Here is a 19,007-nt window from a genome sequence, read left to right as displayed (position 1 = left end):
CGCCGCGCCGGGGCCGCGTTCAGCGCTCGATCACCGCCAGGGTCAGGCGCGAGATGCAGACCAGGCGCCCGGCCTCGTCCTCGATGCGGATCTCCCAGACCTGGGTGCGCGCGCCCACGTGCAGCGGGCGGGCGGTGCCGGTGACCGTGCCCTCGCGCACGCCGCGCAGGTGGTTGGCGTTGATCTCGATGCCCACGCAGCCCTGGCCTTCGCCCACCGACATCATGCCGGCGCTGCTGCCCAGGGTTTCGGCCAGCAGCACCGAGGCGCCGCCGTGGAGCAGGCCGTAGGGCTGGTGGGTGCGGGCGTCCACCGGCATGGTCGCGCGCAGGTAGTCGGCGCCGATCTCGGTGAACACGATGCCCAGCGGCTCCATGGCCGTGCCGCGCGAGAGCGCGTTGAGCTGGTCCAGGGTGCTGGGGCGGCGGAACACGGTCCGCGGGGCGGTGGGGGCGGTCATCGCGCCACGATAGCCGGGCGGCGGCGCCAGGACAAAAAGAACGCAGGTCAGCCGGGGGACGGTCGGAGACCGGGGGCTGCCTGCGTCTAGGGGGACGGTGTTGCGAAAGCTAGGCGGCGATAGGCGGGGGCCTTCGGACCGGCACGCTGCGTGGAGAGGGCCGCAGCGCGCCGATCCCGGCGCTTATGGCGCGTACCGACACACGACCAGGGCGACACCTTGATGCTTAGCCGAAGCGGAAGCGCGGCTGCGCCCAGTCGTTGCTGTAGCGGCGGTTGCTGGCGTAGCCGCTGCTGTTGCCGTAGCCGACGCCGAAGTCGCGTTCGCGGTGGACGTGGCGGACCGGGGCGACCGGCGCAGGGCGGGGGGTGGTACTCGGAGTAGAGACGGTGCGGTCGAACAGGCGGGAGACGTTCATGGCGGTTTCCTGGGTCGTGGGAGTGTTAGTGCTTCGGTGTGTTGGTAGACTACAACACCTGGCAGCTTGTTCCATATGCCGGAAGTCACCCCACCGAAGACCTACTAGCTGGGCGGGGGCTGCAACACTGGGACTTGCCTATACAGATGGGGTTTGCGGCCGCAGGGTTGCGTTGGATGTGGCATGACTGACGACCTAGATGGGGGGATGTGACGGGGGTGGCGGAGGGGTAAGGCGAAAGCAAAGGCAAATCCCCCTAGCCCCCCCCCTCTACAAAGGGGGAACAGTTTCGTAGGGGGTGCAGGGCGGCCACGGTTATGGCTCCCCCCTTTGTAGAGGGGGGTTGAGGGGGGATTTGCTTTTGAGGGCGCGCAGCCCCGCAACGCGCCTACAGAATCGGCGCCAGCCCCGCTCCGAACGCGGTGAAGATCCGCGTGATCAGGCGCTTGGGCCCGATGCTGACCTCGGGGAAGTCGCCCACCGGCCGGTAGCAGGCACGGAAGCCGGGCTGGTTGCGGTACAGCGGACGCGGGCAGTCCGGGCCGGGCACGAATTCGTAGCTGGTGGCGTAGCGCACCGGCCACAGGTCGAACAGCGGCAGGTGCTCGGAGATCTTGGCCAGCGAATACTCCAGGCCCGAGAACACCGGCGGCTTGTCGCGGCGCGCGATCACCCAGGAGTTCTCCGGCGCGATGTCGCGACGGATGCTCGCGGCTAGTTCGCGCGCGAACGCCGGGTCCTCGATCACCACCGCGCCTTCGGTGTTGTAGTGGTCGCCGCGCGGATCGAAGTTGTGGGTGCCGACCACGCCGATGCGCTCGTCGATGACCATCGACTTGGCATGCATGCCGATGCGCACGCCGGCGCGCTTGAGCGGCACCGGTTCGTTGCTGCGTCGGCGCGCGTAGCGCATGGCCGCGTACTCGCGCGACAGCGGCGAGCGGTACTGGGTGCGCGAGACCACGCTGGCGCGGTCCGGGCGCTGCGCGCGCAGCAGTTCCGGATCGGGCTCGGGCAGGCCGGGCAGGCCCAGGTCCGGCAGCACCGCGCCGGTGGCGGCGATGTCGATCGGGGCGTCGGCGGGGAACGGCTTGTACTCGTAGATGTCGAAACCGAACTCGCGCAGGTAGCGGCGCTTGTACTTGTACGACAGCGCATAGGCGATGAAGGCGTCGGTGGCGGCCAGGCTGTTGGTGGACACGATCACCCGCGGCGGCTGCGGGCGCTTGCGCAGTTGCCGGAACAGGTCCTGGGCCGAATCCGACAGCACCAGATACGGCGTTTGCAGCAGCACTTCGGTCTGCGCCGACTCGATCAGCCCGCGCAGCGAATCCGAGGCCGGGGCGCCGCCACTGCCGTCGCCGCGGTGCTTGTCGGGCGAATCGGCGATGTAGCGCACGCCGTCCACCAACAAGGCCTGCGACGCCAGGCGCTCGCGCACGCGCTCGAAATCGCCGGCGTCGCGGCGCATGGCTTCGGCACGCTGCGGCCGCTCGAACTGGGTCGGCGGCAGCGCCGGCACGCCGCTGCGCAGCACCTGGCCGCCCACGTCCTTGAGCCGCTCCACCGGCACGCTGCGGCGGTCTTCCCAGAAACGCACGAAGTCCTCGTCCATGACCTGCGCGATCGGGCCGGCCACCAGCAGGTCGCGGTCGCGGAAGTTGTACTCGTCGTCCCAGTCGTAATAGTCGTCCTGGTAGTTGCGCCCGCCGGTGATGCCGACCGCACCGTCCACCAGCAGCAGCTTGGTGTGCATGCGCTGGTTGAGCCGGCGCCAGCAGCAGGCCGCGGCCAGCAGGTACTGCGGGTAGGTGATGCGCGCGCGGCGCAGCACCGGGTTGTACAGGCGGACTTCGAAATTGGCGTGCGCGCCCGACAGCGCGGCCAGGGTTTCGATCCGGCGCAGCGCGGCGAGCTGGTCCAGCAGCAGGCGCACGCGCACGCCGCGGCGCGCGGCGGCGAGCAACTCGTCCAGCACCAGCTTGCCGGCGTCGTCTTCGTCGTAGATGTAGGTCTGCAGGTCGATCGCGGTGGTCGCGCTGCGGATCAGGTTGATGCGCGCCAGCAGCGCGTCGGGGCCGTGGTCCAGGATCAGCGCGTAGTGGCGCGGCGCCTCGGGCGTGGACTCGGCCAGCGCGCGCGCGGCCAGCTCGCGCAGCGGCGAAGGCTGGGCGCAGGCGTTGGGCTGGTCGCAATCCACCTGCGCCGGGCGCGCGGCCAGCACGATCGCGGTGGCGCGCTCGCGCTCCACCCGCGACAGCCCGGCGCAGGCCGACAGGCTCAGCGCCAGCAGCGCGACGGCCAGGGTCTTCCAGCGCGTCACAGCGCGCTCCGCAGGCGTACGCGCAGGGTGAAGCGCACGCGGTCGGCCAGGGCCAGGCGCCAGCCGTCCAAGCGGTAGTCGTCGCGGCTGACGCTGCCGTAGGCGACCACGTCGCAGTCCAGGCCCGGGCGCGCGCACACCGCCGGGGCGAGCACGAAGGTTTCCATGCGGCTCACGCCGTGCAGGGTCAGGCGCCCGCGCAGGCGGCCGCCGGTGCTGACCAGCTCGCCGCTGTGCGGCTCGGACAGGAATTCGATCTGCGGGTACTGGGCCGAATCGAAGAAACGGCGGCCGCGCGCGATTTCGGTGTAGCGCTGCGAACCGGCCACTTCGACCGCGGCCGTGGCCAGGGCGATGCGCACCTGGTGGCGGCCGTCGGCGAGCACGCTGACCTCGCCCTCGTAACGGGGGAACTGGCCTTCCACGCGCTGGCCCCAGCGCGTGCGCAACTCGAAGCCGAAACGGGTGTGGGCCGGGTCGAAGCCGGAGGAGCGCACGGCCGGCGCCTGCGACGCCTGTGCCGGCGCGCTGGCCAATGCGCCGGCGACCGCGCCGATCACAGCGAGGCCGAGCGCGGCGTAGGTGCGTACGGCGGCCGGTCGTGGCGGCCTCACGGCCACCAGAAGGCGCTGAGCTGGGCCACGCCCGGCTCCAGGCCGGTGTCGGCGGGCACGGTCAGCACCGCGATGCCGGCCGGCGGCATGCCGCGGTAGTCGCCGGACTGGCCGCTGTGCAGCAGCGCCGCCAGCCGCTCCAGGCCCGGGTTGTGGCCGACCAGCATCAGCCGCTCGGCTTCCACGTGCTGGTCGGCCAACGCGATCAGGGTGCCGGGGGTGGCTTCGTAGATCGACGGCTCGATGCGCTGGTCGACGTAGCCCACCGCCGACAGCACCGCTTCCAGCGTCTCGCGGGTGCGCCGCGAGGGCGAGCACAACACGCAGTCGGGCACCAGCTTGTTGGCCGCCAGCCAGCGGCCGGCGGCCTCGGCTTCGGCCAGGCCTTCGGCGGACAGCGGTCGGTCGAGGTCGGCCTGGCCGTTGGCGGCCGGTTCGGCATGGGCGTGGCGGAGCAGGATCAGTTCGCGCATAGCGGGGCGGAAGCCTGTGTCGGAAAGTGAAGAACCGGCGCATGCGCGGGCCTGCACAGAGCATGCCTGCCAGGCCCGGCGATGGGTAGGGGGCGGCGGGCGGGGCGGCGCCCGGCCGGCGAAGGCGGCGCGCCTATTTCTTCAGCCACTTCAGCAAGGGCTCCCAGTCCGCCTGGTGTTCGCGGATCTGCGCCGAGTGGTAATCGAACAGGCTCTTGCCCAGCGCGGTCATGACCACGTAGGCCTGGCTGTCGCGCAGCTCGCCCACCAGCGGGTAGGGCCATTCGCGCAGCAGTTCCAGCGCCTGCTGCGAGGCGTTGGTCCAGGGCTTGAGCTTGTTGCCGACCAGGCCCACGCGCAGCTGGCCGCGGCGCACGCGCGCGTGCTTGGCCAGGGTGTCCAGGAACGGCACGGTGGCCTCGATGTCCAGGGTGGAGGGCTGCACCGGTACCACCACCGCGTCGGCGACCTCCAGGAAGGCCTCCAGGTCGTCGGCCATGGCCCCGGCCGCAGCGTCGATGACCACCCGCTGGGTGTCCTCGGGCAGCGCCTTGCGCCAGGCCTTGCGGCGGGTGCCGTCCAGCGGCAGGACCGCGCTGTCCAGGCCGGCGCGGCGTTGCGCCCAGCGCGTGGACGAACCTTGCGGGTCGGCGTCGACCAGCGCGGTGCGCAGGCCGTCCAAGGCCGACTGCGCTGCTAGATGGGTGGCGATGGTGGTCTTGCCCACGCCCCCCTTGGAACTGGCCACCAGCACGGTCTTCATGCGAGCTCCCTCCGGGCGGAAGCCGCAGCGTACACCGGGGTCGTGGATACGGTCATCACGGATCAGCGCGCTGGGAGGGGGCCGTACTCGGACCGCGGGGACGGGAGGTTCCCCGCAGGACCGATCCGCGAACGGGGCTCCCGCACCGCACGGCCGCGTCCACCTGCACTTTTATCGTGGATGCACTACGCATCAAACGCGCGAAGAAGTGTGACCCCCGCATAAAAATTTCAAAAAAAGAAAAATCGGGGTAGGGGCGCGCTACCTCATCGCGTTAGACAAAGTGTGCCGAATTGCAGCACCGCGCTTCGATCGCGACGAAGCGCGGCGCATACGGCACCGACGATCGCCCACGCCCATCCGCTTGCTCCCTTGTGCGCACTCACGTGCGGCGCAGCGATCCCTTACGGCCAATCATCAGGAATACCTCGCATGAAGAAGGGTCTCACCAGAAAGAACACCGTCATCGCACTGACCGCGGCCGTGACCGCGGTGTTGCTGTGGTCGCAGCGCGATGCGGCCATGGCGCCGGTTGCGCAGGCGCAGTACGCGGGCGCCGATGCCGCCGCCGCGCGAGCCGCGGGCAACGGCCCGGGCGCGGCGCCGGCCTCGCTGAGCGTGGCTTACACCGCGCCCGTGCCGCAGACGCCGGTGCAGGCCAAGCTCGGCGCCGGCCAGCTGCTGCAAGCCGTGCAGACGCTGCCGGCGCAGCTGCGCCAGGCGGCCGGTGCCGCCGCGCGCCCAGGCGCGTCCGATCCCGCCGCGCAGGCCGCCTCGGTGCGCGCGCAGATCGCCGCGCTGGACCGCGCCGGCATTCCGCTGCGCTGGCGCGAAGGCGAGAAGGTCAAGGTCAACGTCGATCTGGCCCTGGACTACGCCGACATCCAGGACGCGAACCGGCTCGCGCAGGCCGCCGCCCACCTGCTCGCCCACCTGCGCGCCGGCGGCATCGCCGCGCACGAGATCCCGGGTTCGCCCAGCTTGGAAGCGCTGGTGCCGCTGGCGCAGCTGGAATGGGTGGCCGGGCACGACGGCGTGGCCGGCGTGGACCTGATGCAGATCGCCGACACGGTGGTGTTCTCCGACGGCGCCACCGCCAGCGGCATCGACCAACTGCGCGCGCTGGGCAATTCGGCCGACGTGCCGCTGGCGCTGCGCCGCAATCTGCAGGGCGAAGGCCTGACCATCGCGATCATGGACCAGTTCGCCGACAACGCCGGCCAGGTCGCCGCGCTGCAGGCCGCGGGCGAATGGCCGAGCAACACCGTGGCCGAGCCCGACAACCTGGTGCTGACGCCGCCCACCGGCAAGGCGTTCGGCGCGGGCGGGCAGAAGCACGGCAACGCGGTCACCGAGATCGTCTACGACATCGCGCCGCGGGCCAAGTTCAGGGTCTACGACGCCGGCGCCACCGCCGACTGGGTGCGCGGCATCCAGAACGCGGCCAACCTGGACGCGCAGAACCAGCCGCTGGGCGAACCGCGCGCGCAGGTCATCACCGCCTCGCAGGGCGGCATCGCCGGCGCGCCGGGCGACGGCACCGCCACCACGGGCGTGTACAAGGGCCTGTACGACGCGCTCGACGCGGCCAGCCGCAACGGCGTGATCGTGATCAACGCCGCCGGCAACCACGCCCAGGCGCACTGGGACGGCGACAGCAACGGCGCCGCGGTGGCCAACGTGAACCAGGACTTCGACACCGCCACCGCCGGCGTGCAGGACGCCAATACCCTGTCGATCAACATCGGCCAGGGCGCGGCCTTCGCCCAGTGCTATCCGCTGTTCGGCGCGGGCGGCGCGGCCGTGGCCAACCAGCTGCCGATCACCGCCTTCCTGAGCTGGAACGATTGGGCGTCCAACAACAATCTGGTCGATACCGACTACCGCCTGGAACTGCTGCGCTGGCGCGATGAGACGCGGGCGTTCGGACGCGATCCGGTGACCGGGCGCTGGGGCAACATCGTCACGCCCGCCGGCTGGGTCGTGGCCACGCAGTCCGACCAGGCGCAGAACGGCGGCGCCGGGCAGGAGCCGCTGGAAGGCTTCAACTTCGTGCCGTCGTCGAACATGGCCACCGCGCGTTGCGCCGACGCCTACCGTGGCCTGGCCCTGGGCGGCGCGGCGATCTCCGGCGGCGGCATCTTCGCCTTGCGCGTGGTGCGCAAGACCGCGGCGGCGGCCAACTTCCTGCGCATCACCACCGGCAAGCTGCCGTTGCAGTACGCGCAAGCCGAGCGTTCGATCCTGCACCCGGCCGACTCGGCCAGCGTGATCACGGTGGCGGCCTTGAACGCGGCCGATTCGGCGCTGGAGAACTACAGCTCGCGCGGCCCGGTGCTGGCCGCCGGCGGCGCGCGCCCGGCCGGTCAGGCCGCGGGCAACGCCAAGCCGGATGTGGGCAGCTTCGCCAACGTCGACACGGTGTCCTACGGCGACAACGGCTTCGGCGGCACCTCCGCCGCGGCGCCGCACGTGGCCGCGCTGGCCGCGTTGGGCCTGCAGCACCAGCGCCAGCTGACCAGCGCCACCGAGCCCGCCGCGCTGCCGGCCAACGCCACCGCGCAGCAGAAGGCCGACCGCGCCGCGCTGCTGAGCCAGCGCCGCAACCACCTGGCCAACGCGACCTACGACGCGCTGGTCCTGGTCGCCGGCACCCAGGGCAACGATCTGGGCGCTGCGGGCTTCGACAGCGGCTTCGGCAACGGCCGCCTGAGGTTCCACGCGCAGTCGCAGGCCTGCGTGCTGTCGGCGCTGTACGCACCGGCCTACCGCTCGCTGCTGCCCGCGCAGGCCTCGCCGCTGCCGGCCGGCCAGTCGAGCTACGACCAGCTGCAGGCCACCAACGGCGCGACCTGCTCCGCGGTGAACTGAGGTTCGCTTCTCCGAAGTGCGGTCCCCGCGATCTCGTGGACGCGGGGATTCGCCGACGGCGCCGGAAGGATCCGGCGCCGTTTTTTTAGCCCACCGCCACCCGCGCCCACAGCGGCAGGGTCAGCAGCGACAGCAGCAGGCCGTAGCCGACCATGGCCGCGGCCAGGCGCGGCGCCAGCTGGTGGGCGATGGCCAGCGCGCCGGCGGTGACCATCGAGGGCATGGCCGACTCCAGCACGGTGGTGCGCGCCATCTCGCCGTGCAGGCCCAGCAGCGGCACCAGCGCCCAGGCCAGCGCCGGCATCAGCGCGAGTTTCAAGATCAGGCCCGCCGCCAGCGGCCGCAGTTCGTCGCGCGGCAGGGCCAATTTCACCGACAGGCCGATGGTCAGCATGGCCAGCGGCAGCAGCGCGTCGGACAAGCGCTGCAGGCCGCCGGCGATCCAGCTCGGCGGCTCGGCCGGCATCACGGTGAAGCCGATCAGCAAGGCCCACAGCGGCGGGAAGCGCAGCACCCGGCGCAGCATGTCGCTGGCGCTGGGCGCGGTGTCGCCGCCGTAGCGCGCCAGCACCCACAGGCCGAAAGTGGACAGGATCAGGAAGGCGCCGAACTGGTCGTAGACCACGGCATAGGGCAATGCGTGCTCGCCGATCAGCGCGCGGGTGAGCGGATAGCCGAGGAAGCTGGTGTTGCCCAGGGCCACGGTCAACAGCAGCACCGCGTGCTCGTCGCGCCGCAGGCGCAGCCAACGCGCCAGCAGGCCCACCAGCAACACGGTGGCGCCCAGCAACAGCCAGGGCACCGCGGCCACGCCCAGCAGGGCCGGCTCCAGAGTCAGGCGCGGCGCATAACGCAGCACCGCCGCCGGCAGGCAGACGTAGAGCACCACCAGGTTCAAGGTCTGCGCGGCGCCCTCGGGCAGCGCGCGCAGGCGCTGGAACAAGTAGCCCAGGGCCAGCATGGCCAGCACCAGGGCGAAGGCGTCGAAAGCCATCGCGGTCCGCGGTCGGCGCGCCGCAGGGCGCGAGACGGTCATGGTCGCGGTTGCCGCGCGCGCGCTCAAGCGCCCCGATATGATGGCGCCGGCCCCGAAGACCGATTCCATGAGCGACCTGCAAGACCTGACCGCGCTGATCCGCGCCAACACCCCCCTGATCGTGATCGAGACCCGCGACGAAGCGCGCGTGATCGAGCTGTTCCGGCAGGCGCTGATGCAGGTGTGGCGCGCGCTGTACCGCTGGTCGATCACCGAAGGCCTGCGCCGGGTCGACTTCGACCGCGACGACGAGGAAACCCAGGTCGCGCCGGACATCTCCACCACCTTGCAGGCGGTGCGCGAGGCCGACCAGCGCGGCATCTACCTGCTGTTCGACGCCCACCCTTATCTGGGCTATGCCAGCACCCAGCGCCAGCTGCGCGAGATCCTGCAGCGCCGCGGCTGCCAGCCGCACGTGCTGGTGCTGATCGGACACAAGGTGGAGCTGCCGCCGGACCTGGACTCGCTGGCGGTGCGCTATTCGCCGCGCCTGCCCGATGCCAACGCCCTGCTCAAGCTGGTGCGCGAGGAGGCCGAGAACTACATGCGCGAGCACGGCGGCCGCCGGGTCGAGGCCGACGCCGAGGTGGTCAAGCAGATCGTGCGCAACCTGCAGGGCCTGGACCCGGTGGACGCGCGCCGGATCGCGCGCCATCTGATCTTCCGCGACGGCGCGATCGGCGCCGACGACCTGCCGGAGCTGGCCAAGCTCAAGTTCGAGCTGCTCAACCGCTCCGGGCATCTGCATTACGAATACGACAGCGCGCGCATGGGCGATGTGGCCGGCGCGCGCCGGCTCAAGCGCTGGATCGAGCAGCGCCGGCCGGTGTTCGTGGGCGGCGAGCCGCCGCCGGGCCTGGACCTGCCCAAGGGCGTGCTGCTGCTGGGCGTGCAGGGCTGCGGCAAGTCGATGCTGGCCAAGGCGGTGGCGGCCGGTTTCGGCGTGCCGCTGGTGCGGCTGGATTTCGGCACCCTGTACGACAAGTTCCACGGCGAGACCGAGAAGAACCTGCGCGCGGCGCTGGCCTCGGCCGAACAGCTCTCGCCTTGCGTGCTGTGGATCGACGAGATCGAAAAGGGCCTGGCCGGCGACGGCGGCGACAGCGACGGCGGCGTGTCGCGTCGCGTGCTGGGTTATTTGCTGACCTGGATGGCCGAGCGCAAGTCGCGGGTGTTCCTGGTGGCCACCGCCAACCAGATCGACGCGCTGCCGCCGGAGCTGCTGCGCAAGGGGCGCTTCGACGAGATCTTCTTCGTCGACCTGCCCGATGCGGCCACGCGCATCGAGCTGTTCGCGCTGCACCTGCGCAAGCGCGCGCTGGATCCAGAGGCCTTCGAGCTGACGGCGCTGGCCGAGGCCAGCGAGGGTTTCTCCGGCGCGGAGATCGAGCAGGCGATCGTGGCGGCGATGTATGCGGCGCATGCGGCGGGCGCGCCGCTGTCGGATTTCCAGTTGCGCAGCGAGCTCAAGCAGACCCGGCCGTTGTCGGTGCTGATGGCCGAGCAGGTGGAGAGCTTGCGCAGCTGGGCGCGGTCGCGGACCGTGCCTGCGGACTGAAGCGGCGGCGAATCTGCTTTGGGGTAGGAGCGGCGCAAACCGCGACCACGGGCGGCCGAAGGTGCGCTATCGCGGCTCGCGTCGCTCCCACAGAGGGCGGCAAGCGAAGGCGTCGATGTCTGCGCTGCGCGGACGAGTCGGCTCATTGGCGCCGTGGCCGAAGGTTCGCGGTCGCGGCTTGCGCCGCTCCTACCCTGCAGGGCGGCGGCGCACGTAGACCCAGGCACGGCGGCCGGAGGCCAGCGGGGCTTCGACGCGTTCGTAGTCGTCCACTTCGTAGGCGTCGGCCTGCGCCAGTTCCTGCGCGCTGATCGCGAACACGGTGCCGGCGACGCGGTCGGCGGGGTCGTGGCTGGGTTCGACGATGGGGTGGTGGTCCTGGCCGCTGGCGGCCAGCACCTGCGGGTCCTCGATCTTGAGCAGGCCGCGGCGGTAGCCGACCAGGGCATCGGCCTGGCCGTGCAGGCGGCGGCCGAAGGTCGCCAGCTGCACCGCCTCGTCCTGCAAGGTGCCGTAGGAGAACAGCGCGATGTCGGTCATGGCGGACTCCAGAGCGCCGCTCAGACCGCGGCCAGGTCGAAGGAAATGCTGATGCGCTCGCCGTCGCCGCGGTACGGCAGGGTGCGATGGAACAGATAGGACGGGAACAGCAGCACGGTGCCGACCTGCGGGCGCACGTGGCGCAGCGCGTGTTCCGGCCAGGCGGGCAGGCCGGCGTAGGGGCGGCCGAATTCGATCCAGCCGGCGTGCTCGGCATCGCCGTCGGCGATGGCCGGCGGCAGCTCCACGTAGTACGCGCCCGACAGCCAGGATTCCTCGTGGATGTGGGTGTCGATGTAGCCGCTTTCGGCGGCCTGCGTGGCCCACACATGCAAGCGATAACGCTCGGGCGCGTTGCGCAGGAAGTCGTCGTCCGGCGTCGCGCGGCAGGCGGCGATGTAGGCGTCGATGGCCTCGCGCAAACGCTGCTCGAAACCCAGGATCGCCGGCGTGCGGTCGGCCAGCAGGTCGCCGCTGAGATAGGCGCCGCGCGCGGCCAGGCCGGCCGGCTCCCAGCGCTGCTGACTGTGGCGGCGGATGTCGTCGGCCAGCGCGCGGTGGAACGTGGCGCCGTCGTCGAAGCCGGCGGGCAGCGGCAGCCCGATCGCCTGGATGTGACGCTGCAAACCCAGTCGTTCGACCGCCGCGTCCAGCTGCCCGTCGGCCGCCAGCGCCACACCCAGATGCGCGATCGCGCGTTGGTCCTGCGGCTGCTCGCGCAGCAGCGCGTCCAACGCCTGGTGCGCAGCGGCGGGCTGGCCGTCGCGCAGCAAGGCGATGCCGTGCTGGCGGCGCAGCGCCGGCGTGTCAACGCCGTGCGCGAACGCGGCGCGGTACACCGCCACCGCGTCGCCGCTGCGGCGGTTGGCGACCAGCAGGTCGCCGAGCAGCTCGATGCCGGTCGCATCGTCCGGCGCCAGTTGCACCGCGCGGCGCGCATGTGCCTCCGCGCGCTGCGGATCGCCGAGCTTGCGCAGCACCACCGCGGCGTCGCGGTGCGCGGCGGCCAGCGCCGGGTCCAGCTGCAGCGCGCGCTCGGCCGCGCGCAGCGCCTCTTCCAGCGCATCGCGCTCGAACAAGTTGGACAGCAGCGCGGCCAGGGTCTGGTGCGCCTGCGCATCCTGCAGGGTGAGGCGCAGGGCGTTGCGCGCGGCGGCGATGGCCTGCGGATAGCGCTGCAGGCGGCCCAGCGCCGCGGCCAGATTGTTCCAGGCTTCGTCGGACGACGGGTCGCGTTGCACGGCCAACTCGAAACCGGCGGCCGCGGCTTCGTAGTCGCCGAGCTGGAACGCGGCCAGGCCGTAGCGGAAGCCGGCGAGCATGTCGGGCTCGGGCGCGTCCATGGCCAGCCGCAACGGCGCCATCGCCTCGCCGGCACGGCCCGCGCGCAGCAGATGCGTGCCCAGTTCCAAGGCCACGGCCGCATCGCGCGGCCGCAGCGCCTGCGCGCGCGTGGCCGCCTGCAAAGCGCAGGCCGCATCGCCTTGCAGGCCCGCGGCCATGCCGAGCAAACGCCAGGCGCCGAACACGCTGGCGTCGGCCGCGAGCACCGCTTCGCAGGCCGCGCGCGCGGCGGCGCCGTCGCGGCGCTGCAGCGCGGCGAAGGCCTCGCCCATCAGGCGCGACTGTTCGCTGGGCGACAACGCGCGCGGACCGGTCGAACTCACTCGCTCAATACCCCGCGGCCTGCCCGTCCTTGCGCGATTCGCTGGCGCCGACGTAGCCGCCGTTGGGATTGACCATGATCGCCTGGTAGCCGCCGTAGGGGCCGTGGGCGAAACGCACGCTGTGGCCCTTGCGCATCAGCTCGCGCACGGTCTCGTAGGGATAGCCGGTTTCCAGATCCAGCTCGCCGCCGTCGCTCATCGCCACCGCCTGCCCGGCCGGCTCGGTGGAGCCGTCGTGCTGGATGCGCGGCGCGTCGCCGGCTTCCTGCAGGTTCATGCCGAAGTCGATCATGTTGAGCAGGATCTGCACGTGGCCCTGCGGCTGCATCGCCCCGCCCATCACCCCGAACGACAGCCAGGGCTTGCCGTTCTTGGTCACGAACGCGGGAATGATGGTGTGGAACGGGCGCTTGCCCGGCGCGAAGGAATTGGGGTGGCCTTCCTTGAGCACGAACTGCTCGCCGCGGTCCTGGAAGATGAAGCCCAGGCCCGGCGCGGCCATGCCGCTGCCCATGCCGCGGTAGTTGGACTGGATCAGCGACACCATCATGCCGTCGGCGTCGGCCACGGTCAGGTAGATGGTGTCGCCCTCGTCCAGCTCCTTGGGCGTGGCCGGCTGCGCTTCGCGCGCGGCCTTGTCCATCGAGATCAGCTTGCGCCGCTGCTCGGCGTAGCGCTTGGAGATCAGCTGCTCCACCGGCAGCTGGGCGAAGGCCGGGTCGGCGTACCAGCGCGCGCGGTCGGCGAAGGCCAGCTTCTTGGCTTCGGCGAACAAATGCACGTGCTCGGGGCTGCCGAAGCCGTAGGACTTGAGGTCGTAGGGTTCGAGCAGGTTGAGGATCTGCAGCGCGGCGATGCCCTGGCCGTTGGGCGGCAGTTCCCACACGTCAAAGCCACGGTAGTTGGTGCTGACCGGCTCGACCCATTCGCCGCGGTGCGCGGCCAGGTCTTCGTAGCGCAGGAAGCCGTCGTTGGCCTTGAAGTAGGCATCGATGGTGCGCGCGATCTGGCCCTTGTAGAACGCGTCGCGGCCGCCCTGGGCGATCTGCTCCAGGGTCGCGGCCAGGTTCGGGTTCTTCCACATCTCGCCGGTGCGCGGGGCGCGGCCGTCGATGGTGAACTGCTCCTTGAAGCCGGGCCACTTCGACAGGCGCGGCACCGAGGCGTTCCAGTAGTAGGCGATCACCTCGTGCACCGGATGGCCTTCGCGCGCATAGCGGATGGTCGGCGCCAGGTTGTCGGCCATGGACTGGCGGCCGAAGCGCTCGTGCAGCGCGAACCAGCCATCGACCGCGCCGGGCACGGTCACCGGCAGCGGGCCGTGCGGCGGGATATCGCTGAGCCCGCGCTTGCGGAATTCGGCCAGGCTCAGCGCCTTGGGCGAACGGCCCGAGCCGTTGTAGCCGTAGAGCTTGGCGGTCTTGGGGTCCCACACGATCGCGAACAGGTCGCCGCCGATGCCGCTGCCGGTGGGTTCCATCAGGCCCAGCGCGGCGTTGGCGGCGATGGCCGCGTCCACCGCGTTGCCGCCGCGCTTCATCACGTCCAGCGCGATCTGGGTGGCCAGCGGATGCGAGGTGGCGGCGATGGCGTGCGGCGCGTAGACCTCGCTGCGGGTGGCGAAGGGCTTGCCGGTGATGCGGTCGGCGGCCGCCGCGGGCGCGGCCTGGCCCAGCGCCAGCAGGGCGGCCAGCACGGCCAGCGGCAGGCGCCGGCGGCGGGAGGACGAGCGGGAAGACGTCATGGCGAGGCTCCGCGGATCGGACCGCGACGATAACGCAGACCTGGGGCGGGTGGCGCATGACGGGGGAGACGACCGATTGCGCGAGGTGCGCTGGCGCCGCGCGCTCACCTCCACCGTCATTCCGGCGCAAGCCGGAACCCATGTTGATTTTCGCTCCGTGGAACCGCGGGTGGGCGGCTGGCAGGTCAAGATCAAAATGGGTTCCGGCTTGCGCCGGAATGACGGTATCGAGGGTCTTAGATGATCGCGGCGGCCACGGCTAGGCGCAGGCGTTCCAGCGCGGTGTCCAGGTCCGCCACCCGCGGCGGCAGCGGCGGCCATTCGCCCAGGCGCCCCGCGCTCTCCAGCGCCTGCGCCGCGTCGGCCAGTTCGACCGCGCCGACCATGCGTGCGGCGCCTTTGATCTTGTGCGCCTGGCGCGTGAGCGCGACCGCATCGCCGGCTTCGCGCGCGGCGTGCAGGGCCTGCTGGTCCTGCACCGTCGAGGCCAAGAAGTCCTCGATCAGCGCGCGCGCCTCCTCCGCCGAGCCGCCGGCCAGCGCATCGAGCACGCTGCGGTCCAGCGCGGGCGGCTCGCGCAGCTGCGGCAAGGCGTCGCCGGGCAACTGCAAGGCCGGCCCGTTCGCCGCGGCGGCGCCCGCCGCCGCGGGCGCGGTATGCGGCAACCAGCGTTGCAGGCATTGCGCCAGCGCGGCCACCGACACCGGCTTGCTCAGGTAGTCGTCCATGCCCGCGGCCAGGCAGCGCTCGGCTTCGCCCTTCAGCGCCGACGCGGTCAGCGCGACGATGGGCGTGCGCGCCTGGCCGGATTCGTCCTCGGCTTCGCGAATTGCACGCGCCAGCGCGTAGCCGTCCAACCCGGGCATGTGCACGTCCGACAGCAGCAATGCGTAGCGGCCGCTGCGCCAACGCTCCAGCGCCTGCAAACCGTCCTCGGCCGATTCGCTGGCGTAGCCGGCCAGGGCCAGCTGGCGCGCGATCACCAAGCGGTTGGTGGGGTGGTCGTCGGCCAGCAGCACCAGGCTGCGCTCGGTCTGCGCCTGCTCCACGCTGGGCAGCGGCCGCAACGCCACCGTCGCGGCCTTGCCGGCGCCGGTGGCGTCGGCCGGCAGGTCTTCGGCGCGCGCGCGCGGCAGGCTGACCAGGAGCCGCATCGTGGTGCCCAAACCGGGCCGGCTTTCCATCTCGATGCGCCCGCCCATGAGCTCGGCCAGGCGCCGGCAGATCGCCAGGCCCAGGCCGGTGCCGCCGTAGCGGCGGGTGGTGTCGCTCTCGGCCTGGCTGAAAGCCTGGAATAGCTTTTTCTGCTGCGCCTCGTCCACGCCTATGCCGGTGTCGGTGACGCGCAAGCACAGCGTGTCGACCACGACGCCGTCGGCGTTCCTGGCGCTGTCCTGCCATTCCAGCGCGGCCTGGACCAGGCCCTCGTGGGTGAACTTGAGCGCGTTGGACAGGAAATTGCTCACGATCTGGCGCAGCCGCAGCGCATCGGCCAGGTGCGCCGGGCCCACGCGCGTGTCGATCTCGCACAGCAGGTTCAGGCCCTTGCTCGAAGCCGCGCCGGCGTAGTTGGCCACGGTGCTGCGCAGCATCGCCGGCAGCGAGCTGGGTGTGGGCGACAGCTCCAGCCGCCCGGCTTCGATCTTCGAAAAATCCAGGATGTCGCCGATGATCTGCAGCAGCGACTGCGAGGACTGCTGGATGATGTTCAGCGCGCGGCGCTGATCCGGGTCCAGCTGGGAATGGGCCAGCACTTCGATCATGCCGGTCACGCCGATCATGGGCGTGCGGATCTCGTGGCTCATCGCCGCCAGGAACGAGGACTTGGCCCGGCTGGCCTCCTGCGCGCGCGCCTCGCTCGCGCGCAGTTCGCGTTCCAGGCGGCGGATCGCGCTGAGGTCGGCGGCCACCAGCAGCAGGCCGCCGTCGTCGCCGCGCTCCTCGCCACGCAGCGCCGACATGGCCACCAGCGCCGGCACCCAGGTGCCGTTGCGATGGCGCAGCATGGCCTCGCGCGGCGCGGCGCGGGTCCGGCCCAATTCGCGCAGCGCGGTCCAGTCGGCCAGCACCGGCCGGCCCAGGCTTTCGCCCAGCTCCGCCGCCAGCGCCTGCAGCGCCTTGCCCTCGAACAACACGTGCAAATGCTGGCGCTCCAGCAGTTCGGCCGCGGGCCAGCCCAGCAGGCGTTCGGCGAAGGGATTGACCTGGGTGAAGCGGCCTTGCGCATCGACCACGACGATCGCGGTCTGCGCCGCCTGCAGCAACGAGCGCTGGAAATGCTCGCGCCGCTCCAGCTCGGCGCGGGTGCGTTCGTTGCGCAGCAACTGATCGGTGAGCTCGTTCTCGAAGCCCAGCACGTTGCTGCGCATCTCCAGGAAGGCCTGCATCACCATCGCCAGCTCGCCGCGCGGCTCGTGCTTGGGCACGGCGGTGTAGTCGTGCTCGCGCATGCGCCGCGCCAGCCACACCAGGCTCTCCACGCCGCGGTAGGCGTTGCGCAGCACGCGCCGGCCGATCAGCGCGGCGATCAGCAGCGCCAGCACCGACAGGCCGATGCGCAGCGCGCTGACCCGGCGGCTGCGGGCGATGTCCTCGCGCACCACCGCGTCGGCCTGGACCAGGGCCAGGTCCGAGAGCAGCTTCAGGCGCTGGGTCACCGGATCGATCGCCGGGTAGAGACGCGTGTCGGCGAAACCGCCCAGGGCGACGATGTCCTCGCGCAGCAGGATCGCGCGCAGCTCGGCCGCGGCCGCGTCGGCGGCCACCCGCGCCTCGCCGGCGGCGCGGAAGTGCACCGCTTCCTCGCGCGTGCGCGGCAGGGTCTGCAGCACCGCCCAGCTGTCGTCGATGCGCTTGCGCGCGGCGTCGACCGTGGCCACGCCTTCGCGCCAGGTCACCAGGTTGTTGCGCACGCGGAAGGTGGTGTCGACCACGTCCAGGCCGTAGGCGTCGGACACGGTCTTGATATGGCGCAGCCCCTGCAGCGAATCCTCGCGCAGGGTCAGCAGGCTTTCGCGCGCGCGGTACTGCGCGATCTCGTCCACCACCAGCACAGTGGCGCCGGTGAGCAGCAGCAGTCCGAACAGCGCCCACAGTTGGCGGCGGATGCTGAGCGTGCCCAGCCAGGCGCGCACGCGCGGTGCCTACTCCGGCCGCCGCCAGCGGCCGAGCACGGCCGGCAGATCCTCGCCGGGCACCGGCTCGGCGATCAGGTGGCCCTGGGCCATGCCGCAGCCCAGCTCGGCCAGCATCTGCCAGTCCTCCACCGTCTCCACGCCTTCGGCCACCACGTCCAGGCCCAGCTTGCGCGCCAGGTCCAGGCTGGCCTCGATCACCGCGCGCTTGCGCGGCTGACCCTTGGCGCCGGAGACGAAACCCTGGTCGATCTTCAGTTCGGTGAACGGAATCTGCGACAGCTGCGCCAGCGAGGAATAGCCGGTGCCGAAATCGTCGATCGACAGGCCGAAGCCCTTCAGCCGCAAGCGCGCCAGCACGCCCAGGCCGCGCGCTGCGTCGGCCATCAGCGAGGTCTCGGTGATCTCCAGCACCACTTCCTCCGGCTCCACCCCGGCCTCGCGCACCAGGTGCTGGAAGCGGTCGGCGGCACCGCTGTCGGCCAGCGTGGCCGGCGAGACGTTGATCGACAGGTTCAAACGCAGGCCTTCGCGATCCCAGCCGCGCTTCCAGCGGCAGCCCTCGCTGATCATGTGGTCGGTGAGGCGGTCGAGCAGGCCCTCGCGCTCCATCACCGGCACGAAATGCTGCGGCCGCACCACCCGGCCGTCGCTGCGGCGCCAGCGCGCCAGCGCTTCCACGCCCACCGGCTTGCCGTTGCCGAATTCGACCTGCGGCTGGAACCAGGGCCCGATCTCGCCCGCGTCCAGGGCCTGACGCAGCAGCTCGGGCGTGACTTCGACCGGCTCCTCGGCCGCTTCGGCCTGCAGCGCGTGTTCGTAGCCTTGCAGCGCCTGCAGCAGCTTGGCCTGGGTCAGCGGTTTTTCGATGTTGCCCAGCACGCGCAGGCCGTAGGCGCGGGCCATGGTCTGCACGGTGTTGAGCAGGGCCGGGTCCAGCGCGCTGACCACCGCGACCGAACGCGCCAGCCGGCGCTGGGCCACATGGTCGATGAATTCGATGCCGTCCATGCCCGGCATGTCCAGGTCGACCAGGATCACGTCCGGCGGCGGCACCTCTTCCAGCAGGCGCAGCGCGCCCTCGCCGTCGGCGGCGTCGAACACGCGCGCCACGCCCAGCTCCGCGAGCAGGCGCAGCGCCATGCGTCGCTGGAAGCCATGGTCTTCGACCACCATGACGCTGAGCGTCGAAATCGACATGCCGTTCCCTGGTGACGTTCCTTGCTGACGCGGAACCCGCCCCCTACCAGCACTTACGGTCCCGCGGCCGTGGTTGGCCCGACTGTAGCCGCGCCTGATGTCCAACGGGAACGGCGCCGACGAACGGTCGCGGCGGCGGGACAGGCCGGCACGCTCCTACTGCAGGCGCTGCGCCTGAGCCCACGCGAACGGCATTCCGTGCACAT

At 71.5% G+C, this 19,007-nt stretch carries 15 protein-coding genes; 3 read left to right on the top strand and 12 right to left on the bottom strand.

The annotated features are described in order from the left end of the window. Nucleotides 1-19 precede the first annotated feature (19 nt). The 6 genes from DX914_RS17065 to DX914_RS17040 all read right to left on the bottom strand — a co-directional run bounded on the left by DX914_RS17065 (nucleotide 20) and on the right by DX914_RS17040 (nucleotide 5,051). Entirely contained in the window at nucleotides 20-460 is a 441-nt protein-coding gene (locus DX914_RS17065) for a hotdog fold thioesterase (RefSeq protein ID WP_115860955.1), read from the bottom strand. Nucleotides 461-686: 226 nt separating this feature from the next. Beyond that, nucleotides 687-878: a hypothetical protein gene (locus DX914_RS17060; RefSeq protein ID WP_115860953.1), complete on the bottom strand. Its 192-nt coding sequence runs from the start codon at nucleotides 876-878 to the stop codon at nucleotides 687-689. Nucleotides 879-1,266: 388 nt separating this feature from the next. Continuing rightward, nucleotides 1,267-3,201 carry a phospholipase D family protein gene (locus tag DX914_RS17055; protein ID WP_231118310.1) on the bottom strand — a complete coding sequence of 645 codons (1,935 nt, stop codon included), beginning with the start codon at nucleotides 3,199-3,201 and terminating at the stop codon, nucleotides 1,267-1,269. Then, nucleotides 3,198-3,815, bottom strand: a complete 618-nt coding sequence (locus DX914_RS17050; protein WP_115861270.1) for a YceI family protein — start codon at nucleotides 3,813-3,815, stop codon at nucleotides 3,198-3,200. Before DX914_RS17050 ends, DX914_RS17055 begins: the two co-directional genes overlap by 4 nt. Then, nucleotides 3,812-4,288, bottom strand: coding sequence for a SixA phosphatase family protein (locus DX914_RS17045; RefSeq protein WP_115860951.1), 477 nt, complete (start codon nucleotides 4,286-4,288; stop codon nucleotides 3,812-3,814). Before DX914_RS17045 ends, DX914_RS17050 begins: the two co-directional genes overlap by 4 nt. A 133-nt stretch (nucleotides 4,289-4,421) precedes the next feature. After that, complete coding sequence (locus DX914_RS17040) at nucleotides 4,422-5,051, bottom strand: ParA family protein (RefSeq protein WP_115860949.1); 630 nt, start codon at nucleotides 5,049-5,051, stop codon at nucleotides 4,422-4,424. A gap of 432 nt (nucleotides 5,052-5,483) precedes the next feature. Between DX914_RS17040 and DX914_RS17035 the strand changes: the two genes are divergently transcribed. Then, a complete protein-coding gene (locus DX914_RS17035) occupies nucleotides 5,484-7,922 on the top strand; it encodes a S8 family serine peptidase (protein ID WP_115860947.1) in 2,439 nt (812 codons plus the stop codon). A gap of 85 nt (nucleotides 7,923-8,007) precedes the next feature. Here the strand turns inward: DX914_RS17035 and DX914_RS17030 are convergent, their stop codons facing one another. Further along, complete coding sequence (locus tag DX914_RS17030) at nucleotides 8,008-8,916, bottom strand: AEC family transporter (RefSeq protein WP_115861268.1); 909 nt, start codon at nucleotides 8,914-8,916, stop codon at nucleotides 8,008-8,010. 109 nt (nucleotides 8,917-9,025) lie between these two features. Here DX914_RS17030 and DX914_RS17025 point away from each other — a divergent pair, with 109 nt between their 5' ends. Continuing rightward, entirely contained in the window at nucleotides 9,026-10,516 is a 1,491-nt protein-coding gene (locus tag DX914_RS17025; RefSeq protein WP_115861265.1) for an AAA family ATPase, read from the top strand. 189 nt (nucleotides 10,517-10,705) lie between these two features. On the opposite strand, the gene DX914_RS17020 is transcribed toward DX914_RS17025, so the two are convergent. The 3 genes from DX914_RS17020 to ggt are packed head-to-tail and all read right to left on the bottom strand — an operon-like array spanning nucleotide 10,706 to nucleotide 14,467. After that, nucleotides 10,706-11,056, bottom strand: coding sequence for a gamma-glutamylcyclotransferase family protein (locus DX914_RS17020; protein ID WP_115860945.1), 351 nt, complete (start codon nucleotides 11,054-11,056; stop codon nucleotides 10,706-10,708). 20 nt (nucleotides 11,057-11,076) lie between these two features. Continuing rightward, the gene (locus DX914_RS17015; protein ID WP_115860943.1) at nucleotides 11,077-12,723 is read right to left on the bottom strand and encodes a putative 2OG-Fe(II) oxygenase; all 1,647 of its coding nucleotides are present in this window, start codon (nucleotides 12,721-12,723) and stop codon (nucleotides 11,077-11,079) included. Between the two features lie 4 nt (nucleotides 12,724-12,727). After that, a complete protein-coding gene (gene ggt / locus DX914_RS17010) occupies nucleotides 12,728-14,467 on the bottom strand; it encodes a gamma-glutamyltransferase (RefSeq protein ID WP_115860941.1) in 1,740 nt (579 codons plus the stop codon). Here ggt and DX914_RS20110 point away from each other — a divergent pair. Continuing rightward, entirely contained in the window at nucleotides 14,466-14,711 is a 246-nt protein-coding gene (locus DX914_RS20110; protein ID WP_147300716.1) for a hypothetical protein, read from the top strand. The genes ggt and DX914_RS20110 overlap by 2 nt on opposite strands. On the opposite strand, the gene DX914_RS17005 is transcribed toward DX914_RS20110, so the two are convergent. Continuing rightward, nucleotides 14,704-17,601 carry a hybrid sensor histidine kinase/response regulator gene (locus DX914_RS17005; RefSeq protein ID WP_115860939.1) on the bottom strand — a complete coding sequence of 966 codons (2,898 nt, stop codon included), beginning with the start codon at nucleotides 17,599-17,601 and terminating at the stop codon, nucleotides 14,704-14,706. The genes DX914_RS20110 and DX914_RS17005 overlap by 8 nt on opposite strands. 9 nt (nucleotides 17,602-17,610) lie before the next feature. Continuing rightward, nucleotides 17,611-18,801 (bottom strand): EAL domain-containing response regulator, encoded by a 1,191-nt coding sequence (locus tag DX914_RS17000; protein WP_115860937.1) that lies wholly within the window; start codon nucleotides 18,799-18,801, stop codon nucleotides 17,611-17,613. Between the last annotated feature and the right edge of the window lie 206 nt (nucleotides 18,802-19,007).

The organism is Lysobacter silvisoli (genome assembly GCF_003382365.1).
Taxonomy (GTDB): domain Bacteria; phylum Pseudomonadota; class Gammaproteobacteria; order Xanthomonadales; family Xanthomonadaceae; genus Lysobacter; species Lysobacter silvisoli.
This window is presented reverse-complemented; position numbering and strand designations above follow the sequence as displayed.

Excerpts from the sequence above, each read along its gene's own strand:
- DX914_RS17025 (WP_115861265.1), top strand. The coding sequence starts at position 9,026 with ATGAGCGACCTGCAAGACCTGACCGCGCTGATCCGCGCCAACACCCCC.
- DX914_RS17020 (WP_115860945.1), bottom strand. The coding sequence starts at position 11,056 with ATGACCGACATCGCGCTGTTCTCCTACGGCACCTTGCAGGACGAGGCG.
- DX914_RS17030 (WP_115861268.1), bottom strand. The coding sequence starts at position 8,916 with ATGGCTTTCGACGCCTTCGCCCTGGTGCTGGCCATGCTGGCCCTGGGC.
- ggt (WP_115860941.1), bottom strand. The coding sequence starts at position 14,467 with ATGACGTCTTCCCGCTCGTCCTCCCGCCGCCGGCGCCTGCCGCTGGCC.
- DX914_RS17035 (WP_115860947.1), top strand. The coding sequence starts at position 5,484 with ATGAAGAAGGGTCTCACCAGAAAGAACACCGTCATCGCACTGACCGCG.
- DX914_RS17060 (WP_115860953.1), bottom strand. The coding sequence starts at position 878 with ATGAACGTCTCCCGCCTGTTCGACCGCACCGTCTCTACTCCGAGTACC.
- DX914_RS17045 (WP_115860951.1), bottom strand. The coding sequence starts at position 4,288 with ATGCGCGAACTGATCCTGCTCCGCCACGCCCATGCCGAACCGGCCGCC.
- DX914_RS17065 (WP_115860955.1), bottom strand. The coding sequence starts at position 460 with ATGACCGCCCCCACCGCCCCGCGGACCGTGTTCCGCCGCCCCAGCACC.
- DX914_RS17040 (WP_115860949.1), bottom strand. The coding sequence starts at position 5,051 with ATGAAGACCGTGCTGGTGGCCAGTTCCAAGGGGGGCGTGGGCAAGACC.
- DX914_RS20110 (WP_147300716.1), top strand. The coding sequence starts at position 14,466 with ATGGCGAGGCTCCGCGGATCGGACCGCGACGATAACGCAGACCTGGGG.
- DX914_RS17000 (WP_115860937.1), bottom strand. The coding sequence starts at position 18,801 with ATGTCGATTTCGACGCTCAGCGTCATGGTGGTCGAAGACCATGGCTTC.